Genomic DNA, 15063 nt, shown 5'->3' on the forward strand with positions numbered 1-15063 from the left:
CCGAGGAGTGGTGCGCGTGATCGCGGATGTACTGGCGGAAGCCGCCGAGAAGATGACCAAGGCCGTCGACGTGGCGAAGGAGGACTTCGCAACCGTCCGCACGGGCCGCGCGAACCCGCAGCTATTCCAGAAGATCCTCGTCGAGTACTACGGCACGCCGACGCCCCTCGCGCAGCTCGCGAGCCTGCAGAACCCCGAGGCGCGCGTGCTCATCATCACGCCGTACGACAAGAGCGCTCTGAAAGAGATCGAGAAGGCGATCGTCAACTTCCCGAACCTCGGGGCGACGCCGAACAACGACGGCGAGATCATCCGCGTGACGATGCCCGAGCTCACCGAAGACCGGCGCAAGGAATACGTGAAGATCGTCAAGGGCAAGGCCGAAGACTGCAAGGTCGCGATCCGCAACATCCGCCGCAAGGCGAAGGACGACCTCGACGCGCTGAAGAGCGAGGTCGGCGACGACGAGGTCGCACGCGCCGAGAAAGAGCTCGAGGCGATCACCAAGAAGCACGTCGAGGCGGCCGACGAGGCGCTGAAGAAGAAGGAAGCCGAGCTGCTCGAGGTCTGATGGCCGACGGCAGAAACGACGAGGCGTCGACGGCGACGGATCGCATCCGGCGTACGGCGCGCACGGCCCGCGGCGAAGTCGAGGGTCGCATTCACGAGGTTGAGGAGCGCATCCACGACATCGAAGCGCGCGCCCGCGAAATGGATGCACGCATCGAGAAGCGCGTCGGACGCAACCTCCCCAAAGCCCTCTTCTTCGGCTTGGTGCTCGGCTTCGCCCTGCTGTTCAGCCTGATCTTCGTCACTGAGCTGTTCATGCTGTTCGGCGCGGCGCTTGTCGTCTTCACCTCGTACGAGCTCGCCAGCGCCCTGCGCTTCGCGGGCCGTGATGTGCCGCGCATCCCTGTCGTCATCGCGTCGGTGGGCGTCATCGCACCCGCGTATTATTTCGGCGCAGCGGGACTCTGGTGGGCGTTCCTCGCGGGGGCGGCGTTCGTCACGGTGTGGCGCCTCGTCGAGCAGCTGCGCCCGTCGCTGCGGAATGACCCGGCGGTGTCGCTGTCGACCGATCTCGCTGCCGGCATCTTCGTGCTCGCCTACGTGGCCCTGCTCGGAGGCTTCGCCGTGGTTATGACCGCGGCCGAGGGCGGCGAGTGGTGGACCCTCGCCTACCTGATCATCGTGATCTGCATCGATATCGGGGCCTACGTGAGCGGGCTGTCGTTCGGCAAGACGCCCATGGCCCCCAAAATCAGCCCCAAGAAGACCTGGGAGGGGTTCGCCGGCGCCGTCGCGGTCGCTCTGCTGGCCGGGGTGCTGCTCGCGATCTTCATGCTGGGCGAAGCGTGGTGGGTCGGGTTGGTCCTCGCCGGCGCGATGATTGTCACCGCGACGGTCGGCGACCTGACGGAGTCGCTGTTGAAGCGCGACCTCGGCATCAAGGACATCTCGACCTGGCTACCCGGGCACGGCGGCTTCCTTGATCGCCTTGATTCGATCCTGCCGTCGACTATCGCCGCGTACCTCGTGTTCCTCGCCTTCGGTGGCTCGTGAGCGACGCGGTGGGGCCCCGCCGGCGCGCGCGGCAGAATGAGAACGTGACGACCACATTTCCGCTCGCGCGTCGCGGCGAGCCGGCGTACGACGCTGAGCACGTCGACGCGTTCCTCGCCGAGGCCCGAGCCGCGTACGCCGACCCGGCCAGCACCTCGCTGTCGAGCGACGCGATTCGCGGGGCGGCATTTCGAGTCGTGCGACGCGGCGGATACGCGGCGACGCGGGTCGACCAGGCTCTTGAGCGGCTCGAGGAGGCCTTCGCCGCCCGTGAGCGCGAGCAGGCCATCGCCGCACAGGGCGAGGCTGCTTACTACGCGGAAGTACGTGCGGCCGCCCAGGAGATCGTCGACCGGCTTGCCCGACCGGAGGGGCAGCGCTTCCGCCGTGTGAGCCCGCTGACGCGGGGGTACCGGCCGAGTGATGTGGACGCGCTCTGCGATCGACTGTCAGGGTACTTTCAGCGAGGCGAATCGGTGCCGGTGCACACGGTGCGCACGATCGCCTTCCGCCCGGGGTTTGGCGGCTACGACGAGCGTCAGGTCGACCTCGTGCTCGACACCGTTATTCGCGTCATGCTCGCCGTGCGCTGACCCCGACCCTGCCAGATCAGCACTCGTGGGCTAGACTCTTGCTCTCGTGGGGAGACATTCAGCGACAGTGACGCGCTCGTCCGCGTCCTCCTGGGCGGGTTCGAGCGGTATTCGCCGTACCCCGCGTGCGGATGTCGTGGTGCGGGTTCCGACTCCGGAACGCCACGTGCGCCGCACCTGGACCCTCCCGGTTTTCTCCTTCCTCGCGACGCTCTCGTTCGTCATGGTGTCGGTAATCGACCCCACCTCCGGTGCCGCGGCCGACGTCGAAACCTACGCCCCGGCTGAGCGCGCGCCCGTGCAGCAGTTCGCGGTCGAGGGCGACGTTGAGCACGGAGTCGAAACGGCGTCGTACGAGATCATCGAGCCCGAACCCGAGCCGGCGCCCGCCCCGGCCGCTGCGAGCGGCTTCGCACCGCCGGCCGGCACGCCCGACCCCGGCACCGCTCAGGCCATCGCGGCCGACATGGTTGCCGCACGCGGATGGGGTGCCGGTGAGTTCGACTGCCTCGTCGCGCTGTGGAACAAAGAGTCTGGCTGGAACGTCTACGCCATGAACCCGTATTCGGGCGCCTACGGAATTCCGCAGTCGCTGCCCGGCAACAAGATGGCGACGGCCGGCGCCGACTGGCAGACGAACCCGGCCACCCAGATCACGTGGGGCCTGAACTACATCCAGGGTCGCTACGGCAGCCCCTGCGGCGCCTGGGGCCACAGCCAGCAGGTCGGCTGGTACTAGGCCACCGCCGTGCCGCGCAGTAACCGGTCACGGCGGCGGCACGGGGCACAGGCAGACCCCGAGCCGCTGGATCTCGCGCGCATCACCGCGGGCATGAAGCGCACCGAGCAGAAGCGCTCGGGTACCTGGATGGTGCAGCCCTCGGGCGCCGCATCGGCCGAGAAGGTCTACACCTGCCCCGGCTGCGGCGGCACGATTGCCTCGGGCGTCGCCCACGTGGTGGTCTGGCGCACCGACCACTTCCTCGGCGACGACGCGGCGCTGTTTGAGCGTCGACACTGGCACACGCGCTGTTGGCGCATCGAACCGTGAAAGGCCCCATGCACAACGACCAGGCGACGACCGAGGGTGACGAAATCCGCGGCAGCACCCTGCTGCCCGCCCGCCGCGAGAACATCGAGCTGACGACGGCCGACGGGCTGACGCTGGTCGGCGAACTGAGCCTGCCCGAACACGGCGACCCGGTCGCGACGCTCGTGTGCCTGCATCCGCTTCCGACGGCGGGCGGGTTCATGGACTCGCACATCATTCGCAAGGCCGCTGCCCGCCTTCCCGCCCTCGCCGACCTCGCGGTGCTGCGATTCAACTTCCGCGGCGTGACGTCGCCCCGAGGTACGTCCGACGGCGAATTCGGCCACGGCGACCTCGAGCGGCACGACCTCGCGGCCGCCGTCGCGTTCGCCGCCGCGCGGTTGCTGCCGAACCCGTGGCTGCTGGGCTGGTCTTTTGGTACCGAGGTCGCCCTCAAGCACGGTCTCGCCCACGACGTTGTGGGAGCGATTCTGCTTTCGCCGCCGCTGCACCGCACGAGCGAGGACGAGGTCGCCGCCTGGGCCGACAGCGGGAAGCGTCTCGTTGCTGTGATTCCCGAACTCGATGACTACCTGCGCCCCGCGGAGGCGCGTGAGCGCTTCTCGTCCGTGCCGGAGCTCGACTTCGTCGCGGTCGAGGGCGGCAAGCACCTCTGGGTCGGCGAGAACCAGACGTACCGCGTGCTGAGCGAGATCGTGGCGCGGCTGAACCCCGCCGTGCTGCCGTTACCGACGCGCTGGCCCGCCTAGTGCTTCGGGCCGCCGACAAGCGGCGTGACGAACGGCAGCTAGGCCGCCTCCTGCCGGGGAACGATCACCTGGTCGATGATGATCAGCACGGACGCGGCGACCGGAATCGCGATGAGGGCACCGAGAACGCCGAGCAGCGTGCCTCCCGACAAGGCGGCGATGACGACGACGACCCCGGGAACGCGCACGGCGCGGCGCATGATGTTGGGCGCCAAGAGGTATGCCTCGACCTGCATGTAGATGAGGTAGTAGATCGCGGCGACGATCACCGTCGAGATCGACTCGGGGTTCACGAGCCACTGCGTGAGCACGATGATCGTGGAGCCCGTAATCGTTCCGACGAGGGGCACCAGCGAGAACAGGAACGCGACGAACGCGAATAACGCCGGATACTGCGCGCCGATGATGCTCAAGAACGCGAAACTCAGGATGCCGTTGCACAGCGCGAGCGTCACCTGGCCGACGACGTAGCGGCCGACAGCCATCGACACCTGCTCGGCGATGCGGATGAACCCCTCGCGCTTCGAGGCTGGCACCAGTCGATAGAGCGCCGCCTTGATCGAGTTCAAGGATGAGGCAAAAAACAGCGTCAAGATCAGGATGATCAGCCCGCCGAAGAGGCCCGCAGCGATGCCGATTCCCGCCGACAGCACTCCGCCGCCAATTTCGGCGAGGTTCGCCGGATCGCTGAGGAAGGCGAGCGCTGATTCGGCTGACTGTCGGACGTTCAGGATCTCGACCGGGATGAAGCTCTGCGCGTTGTCGAAGAACTCGTCGAGACTCTCGATCGATTGCAGGTACCGCGTGATCTGGGTGATGAGGCGATCGGTTTGTTCGACGATGACGGGCACGAGCGCAAACACGAGTCCCGTGAAGAGGGCGACGACACCGGTGAGCACCGTGACGATCGCCGACCACCGGGGCCAGCCCCGCTTCTCGAGCCACGTGATGAGCGGGTCGAGCCCGAGCGCGAGGAAAATCGCTGCGCCGATGTAGGTGATGATCGTCGCGAGCGAGACGAACGCGCCACCGATGAACAGTGCGACCAGCACTCCGAGCCCGCCCAGCAGGCCGACGCGGAACGCGCTGTGGATCTTCACCGGCTACCTCGCACTCTCTCGTCGCGCGCCGCGCGACTCAGTCCGACCCGGCGAGCTTCTCTGCGTGCGACAGTACTCCGCGCATGCCCTCAAAGTAGCCAGCCACGGCGTCACGCTCGACGCGGATCCGGGCGAGGCGCTCCTCGGCGTCGGCGACGAGTTCGGCCGTGCGCTTCTCGGCGTCGGCGATCATCGCTGCCGCGCGGCGCTCGGCATTCTCGAGCACCTCCCGCGCGGTGGCGTCGGCGGCCGCGCGGCGCTCGTCGGCCTCGCGCGCGGCGTTCGCATCGAGTTCGGCCGCGAGTTTCCGCGCCTCTGCGGCGCGGGCCTGCGCCGCCGTGAGTTCGGCCGTGGCCTCGTCGAGGTACTTCTTCGTCTGCGCCACAGCCTCCTGTTGGCGCGAGAGGTATTCCTTCTCGGCGTCGTCTCGGCGCGCCGATAGCTCCACGTCGAGGTCGACGCGGGCCTGCTCGGCCTCGCGCGCGAGCCGTGCCGACTGTTCTTCCGCCTCGTGCGTGAGTTGCGCCCGCAGCTTTGCCAGCTGGTCGGTGAGGCTGATCCGCTCGGTCTCCAGCTCGTGCAGGCGACGTGAGCGCTCGGCGTCGAGTTCGCGCTCGGCGTCGAGGCGGGCCGCCGACAGTTCGCGGTCGAGTGCCTCCCGCCCCGTGGTCTGCTCGTCAGCGAGCCGTGCACGGGCGGCCTCGATGTCGGCGTCCACCTGCGCGCGGGTCGCGGTGACGTATCGATCGGTGTCGGCCCTGCGCTCGCTGACCTCGCGGTCGAGCTCGGCGCGGGCGCTCGAAAGTTCTCGTTCGAGGTCGGCGCGGGCGGCGGTAACGTCGCGCTCAAGGTCGGCACGAGCGGCGGCGATGTCCTGCTCGAGCGCAGCACGCCGCTCGCTGTTCTCACGATCGACGGTGGCGCGGCTTTCGGCGAGTTGGCGTTTCGCTTCGGCGCGAGCGGCGGCCAGCTCTTGGTCGAGTTCGGTTCGCGCGCGGCTGAGCTCTTGCTCGAGCTCGGCGCGGGCCCGGGCGAGTTCCTGCTCCAGCACGGCGCGGGCGTCGGCGGCTTCGCGGTCGAGCCCGGCGCGCGCCTCCGCGAGTTCGGTGGCCAGGGCACTGCGCGCCTCGGCCAGTTCGCGCTCGAGGCTCGCGCGGGCCTCGCTCTGCTCGCGTTCCAGGTCGGCCCGCGTCTCCGCCACCTGGCGGTCGAGGTCGGCGCGCGTCGTCGAGACTTCGGTCGCGAGTTCGGCGCGAGTGCGCCCAGACTCCTGGGCGAGGTCGGCGCGCGCGGCGGCCAGCTCCTGCTCGAGCCGGGCGCGTGCATCCGTTAGTTCGGTGTCGAGGGCGGCGCGGGAGCGTGTCTCGAGCGCGTCGACGGCGGCGCGGCGGCGCTGCTCCTCGGCCTCCCACGACGTGCGCCGCTCCTCGAGCTCAGCGAGCACGCGTTCCCGCTCGCCGACAACCTCGGACTCGTACTCGGCGCGCTTCGCGGCGAGGTCGGCGTCGAGCTGCTCGCGCTGCGCGGTCGACTCGCTCTCGAACTCGGCGCGTAGGCGCTCGGTGTCGCGGGCGAGCGCCGCGGCGGCTTCGCGGGCCTCGGCGGCGTCGCGGTCGGCCACGACCCGCAACTCGGCGATCTCACGTTCCGCTTCGGCGCGCAGGGCTGCCGCCTCGCGCTTCGCGGTCGTGCGCGTCTCGGCCGCCTCCGTGGCGACGGCGCCGCGAATCGCTGCGGCCTCGCGCTCGGCCTCCGCTCGCAGGGTGGCTGCGTCCGATTCGGCTTGATCGCGCAGGGCCTGCGCGTCGCGGGTCGCCGCGTCGATCGCCTCTTGGGCACGATGGGTGGCGTCGTTGACGAGCTTCTCGACTCGCGCCGTGGTCTCCTGGTGCAGCGTCTCGGCCTCGGCGCGGGCCTCGTTTCGAACGCGATCGGCGTCGATGTCGGCCTGACTGATGAGCCGGGTCGACTGCTCTTCGGCGACACGAAGAGTCTGCTCAAGCTTGGAGCCGAGACCGGCGTACGTGGGTCGGCCGACCTCGTCGAGTTCTTCCTGCAGATCTTCGATGACCGCCTGCAGGCGCTTCAGCTCTTTCGCGGATTCGGCGCGCTCGGTGTTCGACTGGATGAGCTCGCGTCGCAGCTCTTGCAGGGCGCGGTCGACCTCATCACGCTTGTATCCGCGCATCTCGGTGCCGAAGGTCGCGTCATTCGCTGCCACGTGTGGTCGTCTCCCGGTGTCGGCGGCTCAACCATCCGAGTGTAACGATCCGTGCGCCCTCGTATGGGCCGACAGTCGTTGGAGAACACGCGTGAATGGTGTGACGAGGGGGCCGGTCAGGGACGCCGAGGCGCGCATCCGCTATTCTGGATTGTCTTTGTTCTGCTGGCCCGCCCCGACCACCGGGGCGACCGCCCGATGACGCGCACCGCCGGTACCCCACGTTTTCGCGGTCCCGCCGCAGTGTTCACGGCCTCGGGCCGCGCAGCACTCTGCGCGCCGGGTCGGCCGGAAAGGAGAAGCCCGTGCGATTTCTTGTCGCCATCGTGCTGTTCGTCGTCGCTCTCGCGAGCGGCGGCCTCGGACTCGCTCAGCGCACCGTTTTGGCCCCGCCCGACGCGGTGACCTCCGAGTTGCAGCTGTCGTCGACGGCGCCGATCACCGTGATCGACGGTGCCGCCTTGAACGCCTACGAGGGCAGCCAGACAATCACGATCGCTGGCGGTGTCGAGGCGCCCGAAACGGATGCTGCTCCCGCGGACCCGACGGACGGCGACGCGACCGAGGGCGAGGCCACCGAGGGCGAGGCGACTGAGGGCGAGGCTGCCGAGGGTGACGCCGCCGACGTGGTGACGCAGACCGATGCCGTTGCCGTGACCTACGGTCGCACTGTCGACGTGCTCGGCTGGGTGGGGCAGGCCCCGTACACGCTCATCACGCTCGACGCGGAGACGGGCGAGCTCGTGGCGCAAGCGGTGCGCGGCACCGAATCGCAGGTACCGTCTCCGCTGGGAAGCGACCTCTGGTTCGGGGAGTTCGAGGGCGAGGGTGACCTCGGTCTCACGCTGAACGTGCCGGCCGACGTGTCGCTTCTCGTCGTGTCTGACGGCACGCTGCCGGCCCCGCAGGGCTACACGGTGACCTGGCCACTCGACTCGTCGACGCCGTATTCGGGGTGGCTGATCCTCGCCGGCATCGCCTTCATGGTGCTCGGCTTCATCGCCCTCTTGTGGGGGCTGTTCCACTGGCGCCGCCAGCGCGGCCCGCGCCGCAAGACGCCCCGCATGCCGAAGGTGCCCCGCCCTTCGCGTTATCGCCCCACCCGCCCGCGGGCGGCGATCGCGCGCCCCAAGGGTCGCCGCGCGATCGGCCGGGGCATGGTCGTTCCGGCTTTGGCCCTCGGCACGGCCCTGACGCTCGGTGCCTGCACGGCCGACGGTGTCATGACGTTCGGGCCGAGCCCCAGTCCGTCGGCCAGTGAACCGAGCGAGGAGCTGGTGACCCCGCCGATCGCCGTCAACGAGCGTCAGTTGGAGCGCATCGTCGCCCGCATCGGCGACCGGATCGCGCAGGCCGACAGCGACCTCGACGCTGACCTCGCCGCGACGCGCATGGCGGGCCCGGCGCTGGAGCTGCGCCAGGCGAGTTATGCCATTCGCGCGCAGGACTCTGAGTTGGGCGCTCTTCCCGCCATCCCGGTCGGCAACGTCCGCGTCGCCCTGCCGCAGCAGACCGACATCTGGCCGCGCACGGTGTTCGCCGTGGTGGAGGACGCCGAGGACGAGACGCTGCCGCCGCTCGCCATGGTGCTCATCCAGGAGGACCCGCGCAGCCAGTACAAGGTGCACTACGCGCTCACGGTGGTGCCAGCGAACCCGTTCCCCAACAGTCCTCCGGCGAGTCTCGGCACCGCGAGACTTCCGGCCGACACCCCGCTGTTGTCGGTCGTGCCGCAAGAACTCGCTCCGGCCTATGCCGAAGTCCTGCTCGCGGGAACGGAGAGCGAAGGGGCTGCTCTGTTCGACCTCGAGAGTGACGTACTTATTGACCAGATCGGCGCCACGGCCAAGGCCGAGCGGGCCGCCTCGCTGCCGGAGACGGCGGAGATCTCGTTCTCCAATGCGCTCGGCGAGGGGGAGACGATCGTTCTCGCGACGGAGGACACCGGCGGTTTCGTCACGGCGTACATCATCGAAACCGAGACGGTCACCCCGATTCAGGATGGCGCTGCCGTCAATGCCAGCGGTGCCGTCCAGGCGCTGTCGGGCGTCGAGCAAAGCACGAACGGCATCGTGGCCCGCTACGGCGTGCAGCTGCTGTTCTACGTGCCGCCGCTCGGCAGCGACGCCCCCGTTCTCTTGCTCGGCTACACCCAGGGACTCATTTCAGCTTCGGAGGTATCGTGACCGACGCGTCGTTGAATCCGGCCAGCCTGCGCGGCGCCGTTGACCTGTCGTCGCTCGTGCGGCAGGCGCAGCAGCCGCCTGCAGCCCGCCCAGCCGCGCCCGCACCCGGCGGTTCGGCGCCGGGGAGCCCCGCCGGTCCGGGAGCCTCGGGTTCGGCACCCGGTGGCGACGGTGCGGCCGCACCCGCCGTCTCGGCACCCATCGTGTCGGAGGCCGACGACCAGAGCTTCGGCCACGCCGTCGAGCTGTCGCGCACCGTGCCGGTGATCGTCGAGTTCTACGGCGGCGGCATCGAGCCCCTCCTCCCGGCCATCGTCGAGAGCTACGGCGGCCGCCTCGCACTGATCACCGTCGACGGCAACCGCTCGCCGCAGGTCGCCCAGGCGTTCCAGATCACCCAGGTGCCGGCGGTGGTGGCTCTCATCGGCGGACGCCCCGTGCCGCTGTTCGTGGGTATGGCCGCCGAGGACGAGGTGCGCGGAGTGTTCGAGCAGGTGCTCGAGCTGGCCTCCCAGAACGGGCTGACCGGCACCATCGGCGGGGCAACGGAGACTGGCGCCGAGGGCGCCGACGCAGAGCCCGTGGAGCAGCCTCTGCCGCCGCTCCACCAGGAGGCCTACGACGCCGTCGCGCGCGGCGACCTGGATGCGGCGATCACCGCCTTCGAGACGGCGATCGCCCAGAATCCCCGCGATGACGACGCCGTCGCCGGGCTCGCGCAGGTGTCGCTCCTGAAGCGGCTGGAGGGCGCGGACGCGGCGGCGGTCCGCAGTGCCGCTGCCGAGCATCCCGACAGCGCGGACGCGCAGTTGGCGATCGCCGACCTGGATGTCAGCGGCGGTCACGTGGAGGACGCGTTCGCGCGCCTGCTGACCGTCTTCCCCCGGCTCGATGCCGACGGCAAGGCGGCCGTGCGCACGCGCATGCTCGACTACTTTCAGCTGGTCGGCGCCGACGATCCACGCGTTGTCGCCGCGCGGCGTCAGCTCACCAACCTTCTCTACTAGCCTTCGGGCTGTAGCCAGAGCCCCGCGAGCGGGGGGAGGGTCAGCTCGACCGAGGCGGGGTGGCCGCCCCACGGGGTGTCGTCGCCCTCGACCGCGCCGAGGTTGCCGACTCCGGAACCGCCGTAGTCGGTCGCGTCGGTGTTGACGACCTCGCGCCAGCGGCCCGCGTGCGGCAGCGGCAGGCGGTACGGGCCGACCGGGTTGCCGCTGAAGTTGAACGCGCACACCGTCGGCGGCTCGTCGCCATCACCGCGGCGCAGGAACGCAATCACGTTGTTGCCCGCGTCGCCGCCCTCCAGCCACTCGAAACCGTCGGGCGTGTTGTCCCGCTGCCAGAGCGACGGCGAGTCGCGGTAGACGCGGTTCAGCTGCCGCACGAGGCTCAGGAGCCCCTGATGCACGGGCTGGTCGAGGATCCACCAGTCGAGGCCGCGCTCTTCGCTCCACTCGCTCGGCTGGCCGAACTCTTGACCCATGAACAGCAGCTGCTTGCCGGGGTGCGCCCACATGAACGACAGGTAGGCGCGCACGTTGGCGAGCTTCTGCCACTGGTCGCCGGGCATCTTGTGCAGCAGGGAACCCTTGCCGTGCACGACCTCGTCGTGGCTGATCGGCAGCATGAAGTTCTCGCTGAACGCGTACAGGAAGCTGAAGGTGATCTCGCCGTGGTGGTGCGAGCGCCACATGGGGTTGCGCTGGAAGTACGACAGGGTGTCGTGCATCCAGCCCATGTTCCACTTCATGCCGAAGCCGAGACCGCCCGCATCGGTGGGGCGGCTCACGCCGGGGTACGAGGTCGACTCTTCGGCGATCATGATGATGCCGGGCTGGCGTTTGTAGGCCGTCGCGGTCGCCTCCTGGAGGAACGCGATCGCCTCGAGGTTTTCGCGGCCGCCGTGCTGGTTCGGCAGCCACTGACCCTCCGCGCGTGAGTAGTCGAGGTACAGCATGCTCGCCACGGCGTCGACGCGCAGGCCGTCGATGTGGAACTCCTCCAGCCAGTACAGCGCGTTCGCGACGAGGAAGTTGCGCACCTGGCTGCGGCCGAAGTCGAAAATGTAGGTGCCCCAGTCGGGGTGCTCGCCGCGCCGCGGGTCGGGATGCTCGTACAGCGCGACGCCGTCGAATCGGCCGAGTGCCCACTCGTCTTTCGGGAAGTGGGCGGGCACCCAGTCCATGATCACGCCGATGCCGGCCTGGTGCAGCCGGTCGATGAGGTACCGCAGGTCGTCGGGGTGACCAAAGCGCGAGGTGGGGGCGAAGTAGCCGGTCACCTGATAGCCCCAGCTCGGGCCATACGGGTGCTCGGCGAGCGGCAGGAACTCGACGTGCGTGAATCCGGTGTGCTCGAGGTACTCGATCAGCGGGTCGGCGATGTCGCGGTACCCGAGCCCCGGCTTCCACGATCCGAGGTGCAGCTCGTACACGCTCATGGGGCCGTTGTGCGGGTCGCGAGCGGCGCGGGCCGCCATCCAGTCGCCGTCGTTCCAGCTGTAGGTGCTGTCGCCGACGACCGACGCGGTGGCGGGCGGCACCTCGGTGTAGCGGGCCATGGGGTCGGCGCGCTTCACCCACTCGCCCGACGGGGCCAGCAGCTCGAACTTGTAGGTCGAACCGGCCCCGAGGCCCGGCACGAACAGCTCCCACACCCCGTTGTCGTCGAGGCGGCGCATGGCGTGCAGTGCGCCGTTCCAGTCGTTGAAGTCGCCGACGACGCGGGCTGCCTGCGCGTGCGGGGCCCAGACGCTGAACCCGGTGCCCTCGACGCCCTCGTGGGTCTTCTTGTGCGCGCCGAGCACCTGCCACAGCTGCTCGTGCCGGCCCTCTGCCCAGAGGTACAGGTCGACTTCGCCGACGCTCGGCACAAAGCGATACGGGTCGTCGGCGTGCCAATCGGGCCCGCCGTCGTAGGTGGTGTGCACTGTGTAGGCCTGGCCGTCGGCCGGCCCGCCGGGAAGGAGGCCGTGCCAGAGGCCGTCGGCGTCGTGCTCGAGAGGGTGCCGTGTTCCGTCGGCGCGCTCGATTGTGACGCTCGCCGCCAGCGGCCGCAGCACGCGCACGAGCCAGCCGCCGTCGACGGCGCGCTGCCCGAGTGCATCATGCGGTTGCGGGTGCCGCGCCTCAACGAGCGCCTTCCGGTGGTCGGGGTGCAGGGTCGGGATGCGCGGTGCCGGCTTCTTCGTAGCCATCAGACGCCCTTCGGGTAGTCGATGCGGAGGATGTGCACGGGGTTCTGGAACGCGTCGAGCCGCACGTAGTTGTCGGCACCCCACGTGTACCGCTCCTGGGTGATGAGGTCGGTGACGTCGAAGCGCCCTCCAGGCTCGAGCCCGAGCACCGTGAGGTCGAGGTTCACCGTCGTCTCACGCACCGAGTGCGGGTCGACGTTCGCGACGATGATGAGACCGTCGGGACGTCCGGTGCCGGTGAAACGCGCATCCATCGTCTTGGAGTAGATGAGGATCGCCTCGTCGTCGCTCCAGTGGACGCGGAGGTTGCGCAACTGACGAAGCGCCGGATGCGCCGCCCGGATCGCGTTCAACTGGGTTATGAACGGCGCGATCGACCTGCCCTCGGCCTCGGCGGCCGCCCAATCGCGGTTCTTGTACTCGTACTTCTCGTTGTCGATGTTCTCTTCGCTGCCCGGCCGCGCGACGTTCTCGATCAGCTCGTAGCCGGCGTACACGCCCCAGGTGGGGCTCGCCGTCGCGGCGAGCGCCGCGCGAATCTTGTACGCCGGAACCCCGCCGAACTGCAGGTACTCGGTCAGGATGTCGGGCGTGTTGACGAAGAAGTTCGGCCGGAAGTGCGTGCTCGTGACCTGCGACACCTCGGTGAGGTACTCCTCGAGCTCCTGCTTCGTGTTGCGCCACGTGAAGTAGGTGTACGACTGGTGGAAGCCGACCGCGGCGAGCGACTGCATCATCGCCGGGCGGGTGAACGCCTCGGCGAGGAAGACCACGTCGGGGTAGTCGCGGCGCACCTCGGCGAGCAGCCACTCCCAGAAACTGAGCGGCTTGGTGTGCGGGTTGTCGACCCGGAAGATGCGCACACCGAGCTCGATCCAGTAGGTGACGATGCGCAGGATCTCGCGGCTCAGACCCTCGGGGTCGTTGTCGAAGTTCAGCGGGTAGATGTCTTGGTACTTCTTCGGCGGGTTCTCGGCGTAGGCGATCGACCCGTCGGGCAGCGTCGTGAACCATTCGGGATGCTCGGTCACCCACGGGTGGTCGGGCGCGCACTGCAGGGCGAGGTCGAGGGCGAGTTCGAGTTTGTTCTTCTTTACTGCGGCGACAAACGCGCGGAAGTCGGCCTCGGTGCCGAGGTCGGGGTGAATGGCGTCGTGGCCACCCGCCGCCGAGCCGATGGCCCAGGGGCTACCGGGGTCGCCCGGGCCCGGGGTGAGCGTGTTGTTCGCTCCCTTGCGGTTGATCGTGCCGATCGGGTGAATCGGGGGCAGGTACAGCACCTCGAAGCCCATCTTCGCGACCGCGGGCAGGCGCTTCTGCGCCGTGCGGAAGGTGCCGGACACCCACGAGCCGTCTTTCTTCTGCTTCGCGCCCTCGCTGCGGGGGAAGAACTCGTACCAGGCGCCGACGCCCGCCCGCGTGCGCTCGACGCGCAGCGGCACGACTTCCGAGAGGGTTTCGAGGCTGATCGGGCGGTTGTCGGTCACGGCGCGCACCACCCGCGGGTCGCTCGCCACGGCCAGCCGCTCGGCCGGCGACTTGGTGGTCTTCAGCATCGCCGTGCGCGCGCTCGACAGCACCCGCTGTGCTGGCGTGCCCTTCGCGAGCTTCCCGGCGCGCGCGAGCAGCTCGGCTCCGGCCAGCAGCATGACCTCCACGTCGACACCGGCGGCGATTTTGACGGTCGCCGCGTGCATCCACGTCGCCCAGTCGTCGCCGTAGGCGCGCACTTGCCAGTGCCACTCGCCTTCGGCGTCGACGAGAGCCTCGGTGTGCCAGCGGTCAGTGCCGGGGGCGCCGATCGCAAGGGGGTGCGTTGTGGTGGTGCCGTCGGGTGCGGTCAGTAGCAGATCGGCGCCGAGGGCGTCGTGCCCCTCGCGGAAGATCGTGGCCGCAAACGGCACCACTTCGCCGACGAACGCTTTCGCGGGCCAGCGAAACTCTGGCTGCTGGGGGCTCAGGTGTCGAATCGGGATGCGCCCGATGCGTCCGGTGAAGGTCGTCGTCTCATTCGCCACCCCTCGACCGTACCCGTCGACCGGCGGCGCCGGGAGGGGGGGGGGTGGCGCGACCCCCGAACGAGTGTCCGCACTTGAGGGGACAAAATGTACCCCGGCCGGGGTACGCGAATTCTTGTCATTACCCTTGCGAAGCGCACCTAGCCGAGTAACGTGACATTCGGAAATCGAATACGGCGGAATACCCGAATCCGCATCATTCGCCCGAACCTCACGCAGCGACCCGAGCGCCTGCGTGAACCAGGACCGTGACTCGCAATCCCCCCAACGCGAGGCCGGTCCTGTTCGGCGTTAACGGGCTCTTCGTCATGAAGCGGGGGTAGGGGCTGTTCGCCAGGGCTTGTGGCCGCCGGCGGCGAGCAGGATCCGCAGCCGGTAGTTGTCGA

At 69.2% G+C, this 15063-nt stretch carries 12 protein-coding genes; 8 read left to right on the forward strand and 4 right to left on the reverse strand.

Annotated features, from left to right (window positions below; all coding sequences use genetic code 11):
* The first annotated feature begins 16 nt into the window (after positions 1 to 16).
* The 6 genes from frr to EV140_RS13155 all read left to right on the forward strand — a co-directional run bounded on the left by frr (position 17) and on the right by EV140_RS13155 (position 3956).
* A complete protein-coding gene (gene frr, locus EV140_RS13130; RefSeq protein WP_130284667.1) occupies positions 17 to 571 on the forward strand; it encodes a ribosome recycling factor in 555 nt (184 codons plus the stop codon).
* The gene (locus tag EV140_RS13135) at positions 571 to 1563 is read left to right on the forward strand and encodes a phosphatidate cytidylyltransferase (protein ID WP_130284669.1); all 993 of its coding nucleotides are present in this window, start codon (positions 571 to 573) and stop codon (positions 1561 to 1563) included. Before frr ends, EV140_RS13135 begins: the two co-directional genes overlap by 1 nt.
* 44 nt (positions 1564 to 1607) lie before the next feature.
* Positions 1608 to 2156 carry a DivIVA domain-containing protein gene (locus tag EV140_RS13140; RefSeq protein WP_130284670.1) on the forward strand — a complete coding sequence of 183 codons (549 nt, stop codon included), beginning with the start codon at positions 1608 to 1610 and terminating at the stop codon, positions 2154 to 2156.
* A 139-nt stretch (positions 2157 to 2295) separates the two neighbouring features.
* Positions 2296 to 2895, forward strand: a complete 600-nt coding sequence (locus EV140_RS13145; RefSeq protein WP_241971458.1) for an aggregation-promoting factor C-terminal-like domain-containing protein — start codon at positions 2296 to 2298, stop codon at positions 2893 to 2895.
* Positions 2896 to 2904: 9 nt separating this feature from the next.
* Positions 2905 to 3207, forward strand: a complete 303-nt coding sequence (locus EV140_RS13150; RefSeq protein WP_198674454.1) for a hypothetical protein — start codon at positions 2905 to 2907, stop codon at positions 3205 to 3207.
* A gap of 8 nt (positions 3208 to 3215) precedes the next feature.
* A complete protein-coding gene (locus EV140_RS13155; RefSeq protein WP_130284671.1) occupies positions 3216 to 3956 on the forward strand; it encodes an alpha/beta hydrolase in 741 nt (246 codons plus the stop codon).
* A 38-nt stretch (positions 3957 to 3994) separates the two neighbouring features.
* Here the strand turns inward: EV140_RS13155 and EV140_RS13160 are convergent, their stop codons facing one another.
* Together EV140_RS13160 and EV140_RS13165 are read right to left on the reverse strand one after the other, a co-directional pair.
* Positions 3995 to 5056 carry an AI-2E family transporter gene (locus EV140_RS13160; RefSeq protein WP_130284672.1) on the reverse strand — a complete coding sequence of 354 codons (1062 nt, stop codon included), beginning with the start codon at positions 5054 to 5056 and terminating at the stop codon, positions 3995 to 3997.
* A 37-nt stretch (positions 5057 to 5093) separates the two neighbouring features.
* A complete protein-coding gene (locus tag EV140_RS13165) occupies positions 5094 to 7277 on the reverse strand; it encodes a DivIVA domain-containing protein (RefSeq protein ID WP_130284673.1) in 2184 nt (727 codons plus the stop codon).
* A 305-nt stretch (positions 7278 to 7582) separates the two neighbouring features.
* Between EV140_RS13165 and EV140_RS13170 the strand changes: the two genes are divergently transcribed.
* Both EV140_RS13170 and EV140_RS13175 read left to right on the forward strand, forming a co-directional pair.
* Positions 7583 to 9463, forward strand: a complete 1881-nt coding sequence (locus tag EV140_RS13170) for a DUF8094 domain-containing protein (protein ID WP_130284674.1) — start codon at positions 7583 to 7585, stop codon at positions 9461 to 9463.
* Positions 9460 to 10470, forward strand: coding sequence for a tetratricopeptide repeat protein (locus EV140_RS13175; protein WP_130284675.1), 1011 nt, complete (start codon positions 9460 to 9462; stop codon positions 10468 to 10470). Before EV140_RS13170 ends, EV140_RS13175 begins: the two co-directional genes overlap by 4 nt.
* Here the strand turns inward: EV140_RS13175 and glgB are convergent.
* Both glgB and EV140_RS13185 read right to left on the reverse strand, forming a co-directional pair.
* Positions 10467 to 12659 (reverse strand): 1,4-alpha-glucan branching protein GlgB, encoded by a 2193-nt coding sequence (glgB, locus tag EV140_RS13180; protein WP_130284676.1) that lies wholly within the window; start codon positions 12657 to 12659, stop codon positions 10467 to 10469. The two genes, EV140_RS13175 and glgB, sit on opposite strands and share 4 nt — an antisense overlap.
* Positions 12659 to 14677, reverse strand: coding sequence for an alpha-1,4-glucan--maltose-1-phosphate maltosyltransferase (locus EV140_RS13185; protein WP_130284677.1), 2019 nt, complete (start codon positions 14675 to 14677; stop codon positions 12659 to 12661). The genes glgB and EV140_RS13185 overlap by 1 nt, the downstream gene beginning before the upstream one ends.
* Between the last annotated feature and the right edge of the window lie 386 nt (positions 14678 to 15063).

The organism is Microcella alkaliphila (genome assembly GCF_004216855.1).
In the GTDB taxonomy this organism is placed as follows: domain Bacteria; phylum Actinomycetota; class Actinomycetes; order Actinomycetales; family Microbacteriaceae; genus Microcella; species Microcella alkaliphila.